This is a genomic window from uncultured Campylobacter sp., assembly GCF_938045205.1.
Classification (GTDB): Bacteria; Campylobacterota; Campylobacteria; order Campylobacterales; family Campylobacteraceae; genus Campylobacter_B.
In genome coordinates this window covers 1-14,568 of the sequence record NZ_CALIMY010000028.1, presented here as the reverse complement: position 1 = coordinate 14,568, position 14,568 = coordinate 1, and the positions used below count along the sequence as shown (strand labels likewise).

Sequence of the window (14,568 nt, the reverse complement as noted above, 5' to 3'; positions counted from 1 at the left end):
AGTGATTCTATCTCGTCGCTTCGCATCCAAAACGGCGCAAAAATGGTCTTACCTGGAATTTCAAAGCAGAAATTATACGAGTAAATATCTTGCAGCCGAAATTTTAAAATTTCGCGGCAAAGCCCCGTTAAAATTTAGCCGCAAATTTCATAAAATTTTTGTTTTGCGGCAAAGAGGAATCTGTAATCGTGCTTCAAGCTGCCTATCTTGGACTACTCCGATTAAAATCAAAACTCCACGTCAAAAGCCGCTCTAGCGAGGCTATTTTTGCTCTCGCTTAACTCGTACGACGCGCTGAGTCCGACGCTTTGAAGGATATTATATTTCAGCCCGATCGCGCCGTTAAATACGCCGCTAGAATAATCAAGCCCCTCGATGTCATATCTGTCCGAATACTTTCTGCTCGCATGATACGAATCGCCACTAAATCGATGTTCGTACTCCGCATTTGCGAATATCTGTAGATCGCCAAAAGCTTTGATTGCGTAAATTCCCGCGGTGCCGTTTGGCGCAGTTTTTGAAGCGGAGCTAAATTTAAGCCTAGAGATCGCATCCTCGTTCACCATAATCGCTCCAAGCCCCAAATATGGCTTAATATAGCCGCTTTCAAATAAAAATTTATATCCTGCTCTCGCGCTAAGATCCCAAATTTGCGACTTGTATTTCGCGCCGTGGATAGCGCCGAATCCGTTGTTGGTTTCAAATTTATGATCGTTTGTCGAATATGTTAAATTTACCGCCAGATCCACGTTCTCGTTAAAATCGTATCTGCCCGCCAGACCGAGCTCGTAGGATTTGATGTTTTCTTTGACGCCGTCGAATTTACCCTCATACCAAGCGTCTGATTTTTGGTACCCAAAGATCACGCCCAGCGTAAGATCATCCACTCTCTTGGAGGCTCCGAGTAAAATTCCGTCGCTCTTGTGATCGTATTTGACGCCACCCGAGCGGTCTTTGTAATCCCCGCCGTAGTTTCCAATCGCGCTTACGTTTACGTTAAACTCCTGCCCGTCGGTGTCGGTTAAATTTTTATAAGCAGAATTTCTTGCAAGCTTTGTAAGATCCAGATCGACCTTCGAGCGCGGCATCTCGATGCCTATGCGGTTACCGCCTCTTGCGACCTGCGAAAACAGGCTGCCGTTTTTAGGCGTGAAGTTATTGATCGCCAGCATCAGCGCTTCAAAATAGGTAGGCAGATCATCGTATCCGCTAGGATAGGCATTCGTATCGGAGGTGATGAATAAATTTGCCGCGTTGCGCTCGCGAGATAATCTTATGATTTCGTCGTATTGATCGGGTCTGGCGTTGTATATGACATGCAAAATTTTAGAGGAATTTGCCGGGTCTTTTTCAAACTCAGAGGTTCTAGGACGATAGTGGTTTATGTAGTCGTCCGCGCTCACCTCTTGCAGCATCCAAACGTCCGCATAGGGAGCTATGGCGTCGCGCACGCCCCAACCGTTGTTTGCCAAAACGAGCATTCCCGGGTATTTAGTCTTGATATAATTGTAGATACTCTCCATATAGGCGATAGTTGCGGGATTATTCTCGGTATTAACCTCGTCGATGAAGTATCCTGCGATATTTTCTCTGCCGTAGAAATTTACGAAATTATCGATATCGGCATAGACTAAATTTAGATTTCTAGTAGAATTTTTAGTATAGGTATAGCCTAAATTTGATATGCCCGCCGCGATATTTCGCTTCATCTGAACGGCGTCTTCATCCCTTCTGACCAGATATTGCGTAGTTTGATCGCCCGGTATCGCCGCCTCGTATGAACCGAAAGCCACATAAGGAACCAGTGCGCCGCCTATATTGGTAATACCGTTCCAAAACTCGGCATTTACGCCGCTATTGCCCGTCCAGCGAAACGCAGGCATCATAACGCGCTGATTATTAAGCCTGCCCGAATATGAACCCTTTTTGGCAAAGCCCCTTGCGTACTCGAGCTTGATACGAAATGAGTTTTCATACTCGTCGCTCGCGGAGTTATCGCTAGCCGCGTCGCGCCTGCTTAATTTCGCGCCCAAGCTATCCGCAGCGCTCATTACGTCGGAACGGGAAGTGTTGTTGGAAGGTGATTTTTGCGCGTTTGCATAGCCCCAGGAATTCTGCTCGCTCGCATAGCCGAACCCTGCTGCACCGATAAGCGCAAGAGATACGATTTTTTTCAAAGACTTTAGCATTCTGCACCGCCTCAAATAAAATTACCCAAATTCTTAAATTTCAACAAATTTGCAGACGTGCTTTTATAATTAAAAGCTTTGTCGAAATTTAAAAATTTAGCCGCCCTGGAGCGGCCAAATTTTAAAGCTTATTTTAATGTCTCTTTTGCCTTCTTCGCGACGGTTGCGAAAGCTTCGGCGTCGTTCATAGCCATATTTGCTAAAATTTTTCTATCAAGCTCGATGCCCGCTTTTCTAAGTCCGTTTATAAATTTAGAATAGCTGATGTCGTTTAGCCTGCAAGCTGCATTGATGCGCACTATCCAAAGTCTGCGGAAATCGCGTTTTTTCGCGCGTCTGTCACGGAAGGCGTAAACGAGGCTTCTCTCCAGCTGCTCTTTGGCCTTTCTGAAATGTTTGCGTCTTGCGCTATAAAATCCGCGCGCAAGCTTTAGCACCTTGTTGTGACGGCGGCGTCTAACGATGCCCGTTTTTACTCTTGCCATATTAATCCTTTCTTAATCGGCGTCCCTTTTGGGATCTTGCCCTAAAATCCATGAATTTAGGGGAGTTTGAATGACTTTCGTCAAAAACTAACTTCGCACTATTTGCAAAGCATTTTTTTAACCGCAGATACGTTCGTAGAATCGACGTATTGGGCCTCGCGCAAATTCCTCTTGCGTTTTTGAGACATCTTCGTCAAAATGTGGCTGCGAAACGCCGAGCCTCTTTTGATCTTGTTTTTGCCCGCTTTAAAACGCTTGACGGCACCGCGCACGCTTTTCATCTTTGGCATGGTCGTCCTTTTTTTAAAGTGAACAAGAAGTATATAATAAAGTTTCTTTGAAAAATTTGAATTTAAGGAATTTTGTAGCTTAAATTAACGCAAGATAAATTTAAAGTTAAATTTTACCGCGCGTTTAGCTTGCGGTTCCGTTTAATCTGAAAATTCTATATAAATTTAAAGGGCTAAATTTAGAGATAAACTTAGCCCACATTAAATTTTAAAATTTACGCTATTTGGCTTAAATTTACGCGCTGTACCGCGAAGAAACAGCGCGAAATTTTAAAATTTTGCCGCATGCAGCGCAAATACCGCTAAATTTACTCTACGCCTTTTTCGGCGTGATCAGCATATTTACGTAGCGGCCCTCCAGCGCAGGCGCCTTATCGCGATCGGCAACTTCTGCGAAAAATTCGTCCCAAATTTTATTGAGCAAATTTACGCCGATTTCTGGGCTCGACATCTCGCGCCCTTTTAAAAATACGCGAAGCTTGACGTGTTTGCCGCTACTAAGGAATTCTTTCGCGTGTTTTACTTTGTAATTAATGTCGTTTTGAGCGATTTTGGCGGACAGCTTAATCTCTTTAACCTCGATGATTTTTTGCTTTTTTTTCGCCTCTTTGAGCTTTTTTTCCTGCTGATAGCGAAATTTGCTGTAGTTCATGACCTTGCAAACGGGCGGCTTTGCATCGGGCGCTATCAAAACCAGATCCACACCCTCTCGCTCGGCGATTTGCAGCGCCTGCGCCTTTGAAATTATGCCGTAAACCTCGCCGTTGTCGCCTATGCACCTGACTTCGCTAGCCGGAATGTCCTCGTTTAGAAAAACCTCTTTGCCTCTGCTCAAAAATTCACCTCGTTTAATTTAGCTTTTACGAAATTTAAAAACTCATCCAGCCCTAAATTTCGCTGTTCGCGCGCCCTGCGATCGCGCAGAGCCACGCTACGAGCCGAAACTTCATTATCGCCCAGGACGATGATGAGCGGCACCTTCTGCTTTTCAGCCGTTCTGATTCGTTTATTTAACGTCTCGTTTTTATCTAAAATTTCGCCGTCAATGTCTACTTCGCGCAGCAAATTTAAAATTTCTTTCGCGTAGTCTGCGTGCGCCTCGCCGATCGGCACGATCGATACCTGCATAGGACAGATCCAAAACGGAAGCTCGCCCGCGGTGTGCTCGAGCAAAATCCCCACGAAGCGCTCGAAGCTTCCCAAAATCGCGCGATGCAGCATCACGGGCTGCTTTTTTTCGTTATTTTCGTCGATGTAGCCAAGCTCGAAGCGCGCAGGCAGGTTAAAATCGACCTGCACCGTGCCGCACTGCCATTTTCGGCCGAGCGCGTCGGTGATTTTGATGTCGATCTTAGGCCCGTAGAATGCGCCGCCGCCCTCGTCTAAGCCGTATTTTAAGCCCTTTTCGTCAAGCGCGTCTTTTAAGGCCTTCGTCGCGATATCCCAAACCTCGTCGTCGCCGACCGCTTTTTGCGGTTTGGTCGAAATTTCAAGCTCGTATTCAAAGCCGAAAGCCTTCATCAAGAGCCCCACGAAATCCAAAATTTCATAGACGTTTTCTTTGATCTGGCTCGGCATCACAAACAGATGCGCGTCGTCCTGCGTAAACTCGCGCACGCGGAAAAGCCCGTGCAAGACGCCGCTTTTTTCGTGGCGGTGCACGACGCCGTACTCGCAAAATTTAAGCGGCAGATCGCGATATGAGCGGATCTCGCTTTGATAAACCTTGATGTGACCGACGCAGTTCATCGGCTTGATGCCGTATTCTTGATCCTCGATCGTCGTAAAATACATATTTTCTTTGTAGTTGCTGTAGTGACCGCTGATCTTCCACGCGTCGGATTTTAAAATTTCAGGGCCGCGCACCGGCTCGTAGCCGCGCTTGCGAAGCTGCCTATAAAGGCGCTCCTCGAGCTTTATACGCATCCTCGTGCCGGCAGGAAGCCAGATCGGAAGTCCCGCGCCGATCTGCTCGTCGAAGGTGAAAAATTTCATCTCGGCTCCGAGCTTTCGGTGATCGCGCTTCTTGGCTTCTTCTAGCATCGTAAGGTGTTTTTTAAGGCTATCTTTATCGGCGAATACGACGCCGTAGATGCGAGTTAGCATCTCGCGCTTTTCATCGCCGCCGAGATACGCCCCCGCGATGCGCGTAAGGGCGAAATTTTTCAAAAATTTCGTATTTTGCACATGCGGTCCGCGGCAGATGTCCTCAAACTCGCCCTGCGCGTATAAGCTAACCGGGCCTTCGGGGATACGTTTTAAAACTTCCTGTTTAAGATCGTCGTTTGCATATTTTTTCGCGACCGCCTCTTTAGTGGAGGCTATCTTTTTAATCTCTAAATTTGCCTCGGCAAGCGCGCGCATCTTTTTTTCGATCGTCTTTAGATCCTCTTCGCCGAGCTTTTCGCCGTTATCTTTGCTGACGCGCATATCATAGTAAAACCCATCCTCGATCGCAGGTCCTACGAAAAATTTTGCGCCCGCATAGAGCTCACGCACCGCCTGCGCCAAAAGGTGCGCACAGGAGTGGCGCAGAATTTTAAGCGCGTCCTCGGAGTTATCGAAATATATCGGCTGCGCCTCGCTTGTGTGCTCGCCGATACTTTGAGTATCATAAATTTCACCGTTAAGTTTATATGCGATAATATCGCTCATTGGCTTGTTTCCTTTTTTACCGAATTGTCTTTCTTACACTGAAAGAACGAGAGTTAATTTTAGCTAATCAATCCTTAACGATAAATTTAAAAAATATTAAAATTAAAATTTTTGATTCTTTTCTCGCAATAAAAAATACACAGCGTTCGCACAAAGAGCACAAATCGCCATCACACTTGCGAGCAAAAACGGCTTATTCGCTCCCACTGCACCCACGATAAACGAAATAGCCCCGGCAATAGCAAACTGCGCAGTCCCCAGTACCGCCGAAGCTGCGCCAGAGTTGCCGTCCTTATACAGCGCCATCGCAAGCGTCGTGGCGTTAGGCGCGACAAAGCCGAGCGATGAAAGCAATACGAAAAGCGAAGCCTCAAAGCAGATGAAGGGAAGGCCAAGCATAGCGCATGCGAGCAAAATCAGGCTCGTCACAAGCATAGCTATTAGGCCGAAATTTAATAAAGCTGCGGGTTCGCGATTTTGCACGAGTTTGGCATTTAGTGCCGAAACAAGGGTCATTCCAAGAGCGTTGATGCCAAATATTACGCCAAAGGCATGCTCGCCCAGCCCATAATAGCCCAAAAATATAAAGCTAGAGCCCGTGATATAAGCAAAAAGTGCGCTCATCGCAACCGCAAATCCTAGCGTATAGCGCATAAATTCTTTATTTCGCAAGATTATGCCGTATTCGCCAAGCACGCCTTTTACGCTAAGTGTAGCAGTCCTGTCTATCTGAGCGCTCTCGTCGAGTCCGAAAAATATAAATGCAAAAAGCAAAATTCCAAGCGCAAACAAAATCGCAAAAATCGCTTGCCATGAGAAAAAATCTAGCACAAATCCACCTAGAGTTGGTGCTAGCATCGGTGCTAGCGAGCCCACGACCATCATCAGCGCAAACATCGCCGCAGCCTCGTGCAACTCAAATTTGTCATTAATAACAGCTCTCGCAAGTACCACTCCCGCGCACCCGCCCAAAGCTTGCAAAAACCTAAAAAATATAAACGCATAAACGCTATCAAAGCTCACGCAGGCAAGCGACGCACATATAAAAAGCAAAATGCCCGCGTATAACGGCTTTTTACGACCGAATTTATCGCTTAGCGGTCCATAAACGAGCTGTCCTAGCGCAAAAGCGATGAAAAAGCTCGCAACCGATAGCTGAGTGTAAAACTCGCTCGTAGCAAAGCTTGCCTTTACCTTTTCCAGCGCGGGCAGATACATATCGGTAGATAAGGGCGCCAGAGCCGACATATAGGCAAGTATAATCACCAGCTTAAATTTAGCGAATTTACTTTGTTTGACCATCGTTTTTCTCAATTATTTTTAGGCAGAGCTCAAACGTGCGCACGAGCGCGTTTAGATCTTTAAATTTTTGCGGCAAGAGCCTGGCGATAAAATATATCGGACGCAGCGCAAGTACCGTAGCCCACGCACTTTGCACTACGTCCTGTCCGCCGTTTAAGTCGTAGGCGCGGATGCCTGCGCGCACCAAACCTTCGTTCAACCCTTCGCGACAAAGATCATAGACAAACAACAAAAAATCTCGCATTTTGGCTTTTTGCAGATTACCGCGCTCGCCACGATTTTCAAAATCTATAAATTTCATCTCGCCGTTTTTTACCAAGACGTCGCGCAGTGCGGGTCTGCCGTGTATGAAGCCGCGCGAATGTAAATGTGCTAACGCCGCAGCGTAGCCCTGAATGAGCGCCACGCAAGATGCCTCATCCGAGCTTTTTAGCACCTCGTCCACTGGCGTGCCGCCGTCTTTGAGTACGAAAAAGCTCTCGTCTCGCAGCACCAGTTGCGGCACAGGCGCGCCGGCTGCGTACAGGCTCTCGCATTTTAGCGCTTCGTAATCGAAAGCGGCTTTCGGATTTGCTTTAAATATTTTCGTAAGTAATCCGCCGCGGATGCGCAGCTCCGGCTGCTTGAGCCAGTATTTCTCGCCCTCGAAACTAAAGCTCGTGACGCGCTCGCCAGGATGATTTTTTAGAATTTCATTTACATATTCTTTAAAATTTTGCATTCAATAAATTTAGCGAATTTTTTTTAGAAAGAGCTAAATTTGCGAGTTTTATTTGTTTGCATAAAATTTATTACGTAAATTCGGCGGAGCTAAATTTTAAAACTATCAAGTAGAATTTTATTGCAGTCTTGGAATTTTGTAGCGCAGGAAGCAGCAAAAGCGTATAATTTTGAAATTTAGAAGTTAGATAAAATTTCAGAATTTTACAAAAACTAAGATTTGTGTCAAAAAATTTTGAAACTAGAAGTGGCGACCCCTACGAGATTCGAACTCGTTTTACCGCCGTGAAAGGGCGATGTCCTAACCGTTAGACGAAGGGGCCACTTAATCTGGTATTAAGATTAAAGGCGATATTCTACTCAAGACGCACTTAAACCCAACTTAAATTAAGGATTATTTATGAAATGCTCTTTTCTGACGCCGCTTGCACTTTCGCTTCTGCTCGCAGGCTGCGCTACCACTGCACTCAAGCCCGCTTCTACGCAAGCTGTAAATTTCACCGTCGTTTCACCGCTTACCCGCACCAGCGACGCGGGCTTTATGCGTAAATTTAAGAACCAAACCGAGGTTCAAATTTACGCAAGCGGCATCAGCGTGCTAAACCTGATTTTAAAGGGCGATAAAATTTGCATGAACGGCGCGTGCGACGACGAGCTCGTTTTCAATAAAAAATTCTTCGGCACCGAGCACTACCGCGGGCTTCTCGGCCAAATCCTAGACGGCAAGCCGATCTTTGGCGGCAGCGACGCAGGCGAGCGCCGTTGCCTCGCGCAAAGCCTGCAAGATGGCTCTATCGATTATAAGGTTTGCCGCGACAAGGACGGCGGCGGAAGATCCATAAGCTTCGCCGACGTAAAACGCGGCGTAAAGATCAAAATCCGCGAGCTGCAGTAAATCTCGCGCGGCGAGTATTCGTAGCACGTGAAATACTACTCCGCAGGGCGGCGCTAACGAGTAAAATTCTACGCATCTTATGTTTGTAAGCGCGCGGAAATAATGTGCCCAGTAGCCGCCTCAAAACACAGCGCGAGAGGTCAAAATTCCACTACTCGGCGGGGTAGCCGCCTAAGCTGCACAAACGGCGCGGTTTTATTGGCGCTCTGCGCCGGCTCTTTGCGGCGAAATTTACCAAGCAGTGCGTACATGCGAAGGAAAAAATGTGGATTTAAATTTAGAAAATCCGCGCACGGCAGAGGTTATGAAATTTTTCCGCGTGACGTAAAATAAAATTTAGGAGGTAAAATGAAGCGGATCGGAGCGCACGTGAGCGCTAGCGGCGGGGTTTCTAACGCGCCGCTAAACGCCGCAAAGATCGGGGCGGACGCGTTTGCAATGTTCGTCAAAAATCAGCGCAGATGGGATGCGCCGCCGCTTAGTGCAGAGGAGATCGCCGCATTTAAGGACGCGCTGAGGCAAAGCGGCATTCGCGCGGAGCATGTTTTGGTGCACGACAGCTACCTCATAAATTTAGGCCATCCGCGCGAGGCGGAGCGCGAGAAGTCCCTAAACGCCTTCATAGACGAGATTCGCCGCTGCGAGGCGCTCGGGCTTAGGCTTTTGAACTTTCATCCGGGCTCGCATCTAAATGAAATTTCAGCTCAAGTGTGCCTGGATAATATCGCAGAGTCGCTAAATTTCGCCATCGCAAACACCAGTGGCGTCAAGCTCGTGCTCGAAAACACCGCCGGCCAGGGCTCCAATCTCGGCTATGATTTCGCTCAGCTCGCTTACGTGATCGATAAAATTTCAAACAAAGATCGCATCGGCGTCTGTATCGATACCTGTCACGCGTTCGCCGCAGGATACGATCTGCGCAGCCGGCAGGCTTACGAGCGCACGATGAGCGAGTTTGACTGCGTGATCGGCTATAAATTTTTAAGCGGCATGCACCTAAACGACACGAAAAATGAGCTTGGCGTGCGCAAAGATCGACACGAGAGCCTCGGGCGCGGATTTTTGGGGCTTGCGGCGTTTGAAAACATCATGAATGACCCGAACATCGACGAGATCCCGCTGATTTTAGAAACGATCGACGAGGGCCTCTGGGCGGAGGAGATCGCACTTTTGCGCAGTATGCAAGGACGCCGTAAAGCCTAATCAGGCAACCCTTTGCGCCACGTAGAATTTATCTCATTTCGCTTCAAAGTGGCGCCAGCGATAAAAGCCCTATGCCCTGCGTTTACATCGTGGGATTTATCACTTAAATTTTAACAAGCAAAATAATGAGGATCGCGCGTTAAGAATGCCGCGGCAAAAAAGTCGCGAAATTCTACGACGAAAACACAGCACCAGAGCAAAAGAGCAAAATTTTTATAGAAAAACGCAGCGTCGCGGCAGAAATGAAAAATTTTACGCTGCATAATTAAAATTTTCAAGCAATATTTTTAAAGCGATGTAGCGATAAATTTTAAAATTTATCGCTACGATATTTCAAGGCTCAGCGCCAGATTCGAAGCTCTAGGAATTTTAAAATTCTAAATTCCGAATCAAAAAATCGACGCTAAGCTTTATATTTGCGACTGCGTAAATTCCAATCTTGCAATTCCACTTTCGCCCAATCCATGCGAAGGCGCAAGCGCATAAGGCTACGTAATTCTAACTTAAAATTCTACTGCGTACCAATCTATGCTTTTTGGCACGTATTTGCTTATGACAAATCTGCCTCTTCATTTTAGCGCTTTGCTTGCGCTAAAATCTATGCAGGATCCGTGTAAATTTACGCTAAATTCTACTTTAAGAGCATTCGATTAGTTTAAAATTTTATCGTTGGGCTTAGCAGCATACCGCCGCGATTTAAATTTAGATGCAGCGGGATTTAAACCGCCGCCGACGCGTATTGTACCGGCTGCAGCTCGGCGCGCTATTTTAGCAGCTCATACATATCGCAGGATTTTTGCCAAATATTCTTCAACTCCGTCATATTGGGAAGATCAAGATAGGAACTATTTTTGCCTGAATTACAAGCTTTCTTGTAATATTGCGCGGCTTTACTTTTATCTTTTTCGATATAATGGTTAAAAAACGCAAAATTGTAGCAATCCAGTAATTCGCCTGCTATGTCGCAACCTTTTTTATAATAAACCTGCTGTCTTACCGCATCCATTTTAACGCCATCTCCATTGCCGTACATCTCTGCCAACATAGCGCATGCTAGTCCATTTCCTCTGTCGCAAGCTTTGTCATAATAAATTACCGCTTTTGATATATCTTTTTCGACTCCGTCTCCGTCCTTATACATGGCCCCTAATAATGCGCAATCAAGAGCGTCTCCAGAGTCGCATTTTTTTTCAAAATACTCGACGGCTTTTTTTGGATCTTCTTGCATCATTACGCCCGAGACCCCGAGACAACCGAGCCTATTTCCGCCGTTACAAGCCTTTTCAAATAGTTTTAGCTTTTTTGCGTTATCCTTACATTGCAATCCTGCCTCGGCGCAAGATTTCATATTCCCGCCATCGCACTCTTTTTCCGCAGTCGCAAGATCAGGCGCGCCGAACGCAAAGCAAGCGGCGAGCGCCAACGCAAATAGCAATTTTTTCATTTAGTATCCTTTCCGGGTAAAATTTGGCTAATTTTACCCCCCCCCCTAAAAAATTGATTAAATTTATCGCGAATTTTAATAAGGTAGCGAGAATTTAACGGCTACAGAGCCGCTAAAGCCGCTCAAAATTTAAATTTTACCTGAATTGGGCTATAATCCCTTTTTTGAAATTTAACCTTGGATAAAGATTTGAAAATAGCGTTTTTTGACTCGGGTATCGGCGGGCTAAGCGTGCTAGCTGAGGCTCTGCGGCGGTTTAGCGGGGCGGAGTTTTTGTATTTTGCCGACGAGGATCACGTCCCCTACGGCACGAAAAGTAGGGCCGAGATCGTGCGGCTGAGCCTCGATGCTGTTGGGTTTTTGGTCTCGCGCGGCGCGGACGCGGTCGTCGTTGCTTGCAACACCGCCACGAGCGCGGCTATCTCGGAGCTTCGCGGCGCATTTAGCGTGCCGGTCATCGGCATGGAGCCCGCCGTCAAGCTCGCTGCGGATAGCTTTGGCACGCGCCCGACGCTGCTCATCGCCACGCCGCTAACGATCGCCGGCGAAAAGCTCGCGCGCCTCGTGGGGCGGCTGGAGTGCGAGACGTGGAGCCTACCGCTACCCCGCCTCGTGGAGTTTGCGCAGGATTTGGAGTTTGACTCACCCGAGGTTCAGACCTATCTGCGCCAGGAACTGGCTAAATTTGAGCTCGCGCGCCTTGGCTCGCTCGTGCTTGGTTGCACGCATTTTAACTATTTCAAGGACGTTTTGCGCGAAATTTTACCGCCTCACGTGCGCATCATCGACGGCATCGACGGCACGCTAAACCGCCTGGCAAGCGAGCTGGGCGGAGGGCTGAAGCTCGCATGCGGCGAGGATTTGCCCTCGCGGGCGGCTAAATTTAACGCGGACGGCGAGAGCATAAAAGGCAAGAACAAGCGGGGCGTAGAAGGTCGCGATAATAGCGGCGGCGGGCGCGACACAGAAAGTTGCGGCGAGAGCAAGCCCGATATGATAGAGCAAGGTATGAGCAGACTTCGTGCAGTGTCGTGCGGCACCATAAAAAACGGCGTAGTGAGGTATGATGAGTGCGATGAGTTTTCTAACGCGGATGAGCGCGGCTGCGGCATGGATACTTCGCGCGATATAAAATCGCAGGTTTGTGCGGATAAATTTGACGCAGACGGTGATATAAAATTTAGCGCAAATTCACAAACGGGCGAACTTGATGCCAGCGAGCGCGACGGCAGGCTGGCAGGCGATGCGCACGGCGTAGAGCAGCGCGACGAAGACAAATGCCGCATGTCGCCGCGCGCCGTAGATACGAATTCGCAGCTTAAGCTTTATTCTAGAGACGGCGCGGATTTGTCCTTAGAATTTGAGCCGCGAAGCGAAGAGGCGGGTATTTCGCGTGTGAATTATCCTCACGGCAACAGCGTGGAGTATTTTTATTCGGGCAGGGCGCTAGATGCGGCGCAGCTGTGCAAGGTGGAGATATTTTTAAAGCGGCTCGATGCGATGCGAGCAATCGACTAAGCTACGTGCCTGTGAGCCGCAGGGCAGCTTGAAATTTTATCGTATCGCACCACGCAGATTAAAATTTTAATTAAAATTATAGCGCATCACAGATCGTGCCGTGAAAGTTAAAATTTTGATGCGCTATAAATCGCAACGCAAATTAAAATTTTGGCGCGTCGTAATGCAGACTAAAATTTCAGCGCGCTAAAAAATTTAACTCGGCTTGATGATTTAGAAGCGGCTTCGCGCGGTGCGCGATCAATAGGGCCTAGCCGTCGCCCGGTGTGCGAAAGTTAAAATTTTATGGGATAAATGCTGCCTTCCGCCGCCCAGCACGTAAATTTAAGATTTAACGCACAACGCCGCCGTATGACTTGAAACAATATAGCGTGAGAAAGACGCTGTCGCTTCTTTAAATTTAATAACGTAAGCCGAGACGTTGTATATGGGGAGTTGCCTCGCGTCGCACGAACTATCGCCGCGGATTTGAAATTTTAATTTAGACTAGGGCGCGGATAAAGTGCGCGAGAGAGGTTAAATTTAGCACGCCGCGCAAACCGCCTCCGAGAAAATTTGACTAGCGGCATGTGAGATCGTGAAATTTAGCACATCACACTGCGAAATTTGACGCATAAGGTTGCGAAATTTCACCGCCGCCTTATTGTTTAATTACGATTATTTGTCGCCCTTGCAGCTATTTGTATTACCGTTTTGGTAAATTACTTTAAATTTAAGCCTGTATTTCATAAAATAGCGAAATTTTCAATAAGGATCAGATCATGAAAAAAGTGATTTGGATTTTCTTAAGTGCGGCAACCCTGCTTGCTACTGAGGTGAATGTCGTTATCCAAAAGCTACAAAGCGAATGCGAGCAAAATAACACGGAAAGCTGCATTAATCTCGGGGCCTTGTATGAGCGGGGTGAGGAGGGTGTAAAGCAAGATTATAAAAAAGCAAACGAGCTATATTCCAAAGCGTGTGATTTGGGGGATAATCTAGGATGTCTTGTTCTGGGTAGTTTATGTTTGGTAGACGCGGATTATAAAAAAGCGATCGAATTATTTACGAAAGTATGCGATTCGGGCATGAGTAGGGGCTGCCGTAACGTCGGTAATATGTATGATGGTTACAGAGGCGTAGGCAGAGATGCAAAGCTCGCGAAGGAGTATTTTCGCAAAGCGTGCAATTTAGGGGATCAGCTCGGCTGCGATGACTACAAACGGCTAAGCGAGCTAGGATATTAAATTTAAATGCGCGCCGAAAATTTGAAATTTTAAATTTAGAATAGGGTGCGGATAAGAGGCGCGAGCGAAGTTAAATTTAGCGCGCCGCGCAAACCGCCGCCGAGTGAAATTTAGACTAGCCGCGCGGCGTAAATTTTAAAATGATTAAATTTCAAGGCGCCGCACAGGGCAAATTCACTCTGCACCGAAGGCGCAGAGTATTAAAATGTATTAAGAGTTCAAAATTTGATTTATTTTATTTTCAAAGGAGTATTTGATCTTCTTATAAAAGAAGCGTCATAAGCATGTCTCAAATTGACGGCTTCGACACTATTCGGATCTGCGGGTTCTTTGTCTTTATATTTTTCCATGATAGCCTGAGCTTCGTCCCAATGCTCTAGGTAGTAATCAACAGTATACGCCATACTCTTTTCCTCTACGACCGTTTTAGCGTTTACGCAATTTTTATATGAGTTGCTTCCGTCTTTAAGGGTATTGAAATCGCACTTTGCCAAAACCTCTTTAGCCTCATTTAGATGAATATCGTAATACTCCTTGGTCTTTACCTCGGTATCGTCACCGCAGCCTACTAATAAAGCAGCTAACACCCCCCCCAGAGGAACATTTTAGGATTTTTCATTTCATTCTCCTTGTTTGAAATT

14 protein-coding genes and 1 tRNA gene are annotated in these 14,568 nt (G+C 46.9%); 5 read left to right on the top strand and 10 right to left on the bottom strand.

The annotated features are described in order from the left end of the window. Positions 1-256 (top strand): hypothetical protein (locus Q0198_RS01685; protein ID WP_297894295.1); only part of this gene is annotated, 256 nt, incomplete at its 5' end. Here Q0198_RS01685 and Q0198_RS01680 read toward each other — a convergent pair. The 8 genes from Q0198_RS01680 to Q0198_RS01645 form a co-directional block, all read right to left on the bottom strand. Continuing rightward, a complete protein-coding gene (locus Q0198_RS01680; RefSeq protein ID WP_297894292.1) occupies positions 228-2,189 on the bottom strand; it encodes an autotransporter domain-containing protein in 1,962 nt (653 codons plus the stop codon). The genes Q0198_RS01685 and Q0198_RS01680 overlap by 29 nt on opposite strands. 128 nt (positions 2,190-2,317) lie before the next feature. Continuing rightward, entirely contained in the window at positions 2,318-2,674 is a 357-nt protein-coding gene (gene rplT, locus Q0198_RS01675; protein ID WP_297894289.1) for a 50S ribosomal protein L20, read from the bottom strand. Between the two features lie 98 nt (positions 2,675-2,772). Next, on the bottom strand, positions 2,773-2,964 hold the full coding sequence (gene rpmI / locus Q0198_RS01670; RefSeq protein ID WP_005871089.1) for a 50S ribosomal protein L35: 192 nt from the start codon (positions 2,962-2,964) through the stop codon (positions 2,773-2,775). A gap of 313 nt (positions 2,965-3,277) precedes the next feature. Continuing rightward, a complete protein-coding gene (gene infC / locus Q0198_RS01665; RefSeq protein WP_177388239.1) occupies positions 3,278-3,799 on the bottom strand; it encodes a translation initiation factor IF-3 in 522 nt (173 codons plus the stop codon). After that, entirely contained in the window at positions 3,796-5,619 is a 1,824-nt protein-coding gene (gene thrS, locus Q0198_RS01660; RefSeq protein WP_297894286.1) for a threonine--tRNA ligase, read from the bottom strand. The genes infC and thrS overlap by 4 nt, the downstream gene beginning before the upstream one ends. A gap of 102 nt (positions 5,620-5,721) precedes the next feature. Beyond that, positions 5,722-6,921: a multidrug effflux MFS transporter gene (locus Q0198_RS01655; RefSeq protein WP_297894284.1), complete on the bottom strand. Its 1,200-nt coding sequence runs from the start codon at positions 6,919-6,921 to the stop codon at positions 5,722-5,724. After that, entirely contained in the window at positions 6,905-7,642 is a 738-nt protein-coding gene (locus Q0198_RS01650; protein ID WP_297894281.1) for a spore coat protein, read from the bottom strand. Before Q0198_RS01650 ends, Q0198_RS01655 begins: the two co-directional genes overlap by 17 nt. Before the next feature lie 247 nt (positions 7,643-7,889). After that, a tRNA-Glu gene (locus tag Q0198_RS01645) sits at positions 7,890-7,964 on the bottom strand. A 77-nt stretch (positions 7,965-8,041) separates the two neighbouring features. Here Q0198_RS01645 and Q0198_RS01640 point away from each other — a divergent pair. Further along, on the top strand, positions 8,042-8,536 hold the full coding sequence (locus tag Q0198_RS01640) for a hypothetical protein (RefSeq protein ID WP_297894279.1): 495 nt from the start codon (positions 8,042-8,044) through the stop codon (positions 8,534-8,536). Positions 8,537-8,884: 348 nt separating this feature from the next. Then, positions 8,885-9,739, top strand: coding sequence for a deoxyribonuclease IV (gene nfo, locus Q0198_RS01635; protein WP_297894276.1), 855 nt, complete (start codon positions 8,885-8,887; stop codon positions 9,737-9,739). Positions 9,740-10,502: 763 nt separating this feature from the next. On the opposite strand, the gene Q0198_RS01630 is transcribed toward nfo, so the two are convergent. Beyond that, the gene (locus tag Q0198_RS01630) at positions 10,503-11,183 is read right to left on the bottom strand and encodes a tetratricopeptide repeat protein (protein WP_297894273.1); all 681 of its coding nucleotides are present in this window, start codon (positions 11,181-11,183) and stop codon (positions 10,503-10,505) included. Positions 11,184-11,372: 189 nt separating this feature from the next. On the opposite strand from Q0198_RS01630, the gene murI reads away from it, so the two are divergent. Together murI and Q0198_RS01620 are read left to right on the top strand one after the other, a co-directional pair. Continuing rightward, complete coding sequence (gene murI, locus Q0198_RS01625) at positions 11,373-12,701, top strand: glutamate racemase (RefSeq protein ID WP_297894270.1); 1,329 nt, start codon at positions 11,373-11,375, stop codon at positions 12,699-12,701. Positions 12,702-13,462: 761 nt separating this feature from the next. Beyond that, complete coding sequence (locus Q0198_RS01620; RefSeq protein WP_297894267.1) at positions 13,463-13,927, top strand: tetratricopeptide repeat protein; 465 nt, start codon at positions 13,463-13,465, stop codon at positions 13,925-13,927. Between the two features lie 230 nt (positions 13,928-14,157). On the opposite strand, the gene Q0198_RS01615 is transcribed toward Q0198_RS01620, so the two are convergent. Further along, positions 14,158-14,514 carry an EexN family lipoprotein gene (locus tag Q0198_RS01615; protein WP_297894264.1) on the bottom strand — a complete coding sequence of 119 codons (357 nt, stop codon included), beginning with the start codon at positions 14,512-14,514 and terminating at the stop codon, positions 14,158-14,160. Positions 14,515-14,568 lie beyond the last annotated feature (54 nt).

Excerpts from the sequence above, each read along its gene's own strand:
- Q0198_RS01680 (WP_297894292.1), bottom strand. The coding sequence starts at position 2,189 with ATGCTAAAGTCTTTGAAAAAAATCGTATCTCTTGCGCTTATCGGTGCA.
- rplT (WP_297894289.1), bottom strand. The coding sequence starts at position 2,674 with ATGGCAAGAGTAAAAACGGGCATCGTTAGACGCCGCCGTCACAACAAG.
- rpmI (WP_005871089.1), bottom strand. The coding sequence starts at position 2,964 with ATGCCAAAGATGAAAAGCGTGCGCGGTGCCGTCAAGCGTTTTAAAGCG.
- thrS (WP_297894286.1), bottom strand. The coding sequence starts at position 5,619 with ATGAGCGATATTATCGCATATAAACTTAACGGTGAAATTTATGATACT.
- Q0198_RS01655 (WP_297894284.1), bottom strand. The coding sequence starts at position 6,921 with ATGGTCAAACAAAGTAAATTCGCTAAATTTAAGCTGGTGATTATACTT.
- Q0198_RS01650 (WP_297894281.1), bottom strand. The coding sequence starts at position 7,642 with ATGCAAAATTTTAAAGAATATGTAAATGAAATTCTAAAAAATCATCCT.
- Q0198_RS01640 (WP_297894279.1), top strand. The coding sequence starts at position 8,042 with ATGAAATGCTCTTTTCTGACGCCGCTTGCACTTTCGCTTCTGCTCGCA.
- nfo (WP_297894276.1), top strand. The coding sequence starts at position 8,885 with ATGAAGCGGATCGGAGCGCACGTGAGCGCTAGCGGCGGGGTTTCTAAC.
- Q0198_RS01630 (WP_297894273.1), bottom strand. The coding sequence starts at position 11,183 with ATGAAAAAATTGCTATTTGCGTTGGCGCTCGCCGCTTGCTTTGCGTTC.
- Q0198_RS01620 (WP_297894267.1), top strand. The coding sequence starts at position 13,463 with ATGAAAAAAGTGATTTGGATTTTCTTAAGTGCGGCAACCCTGCTTGCT.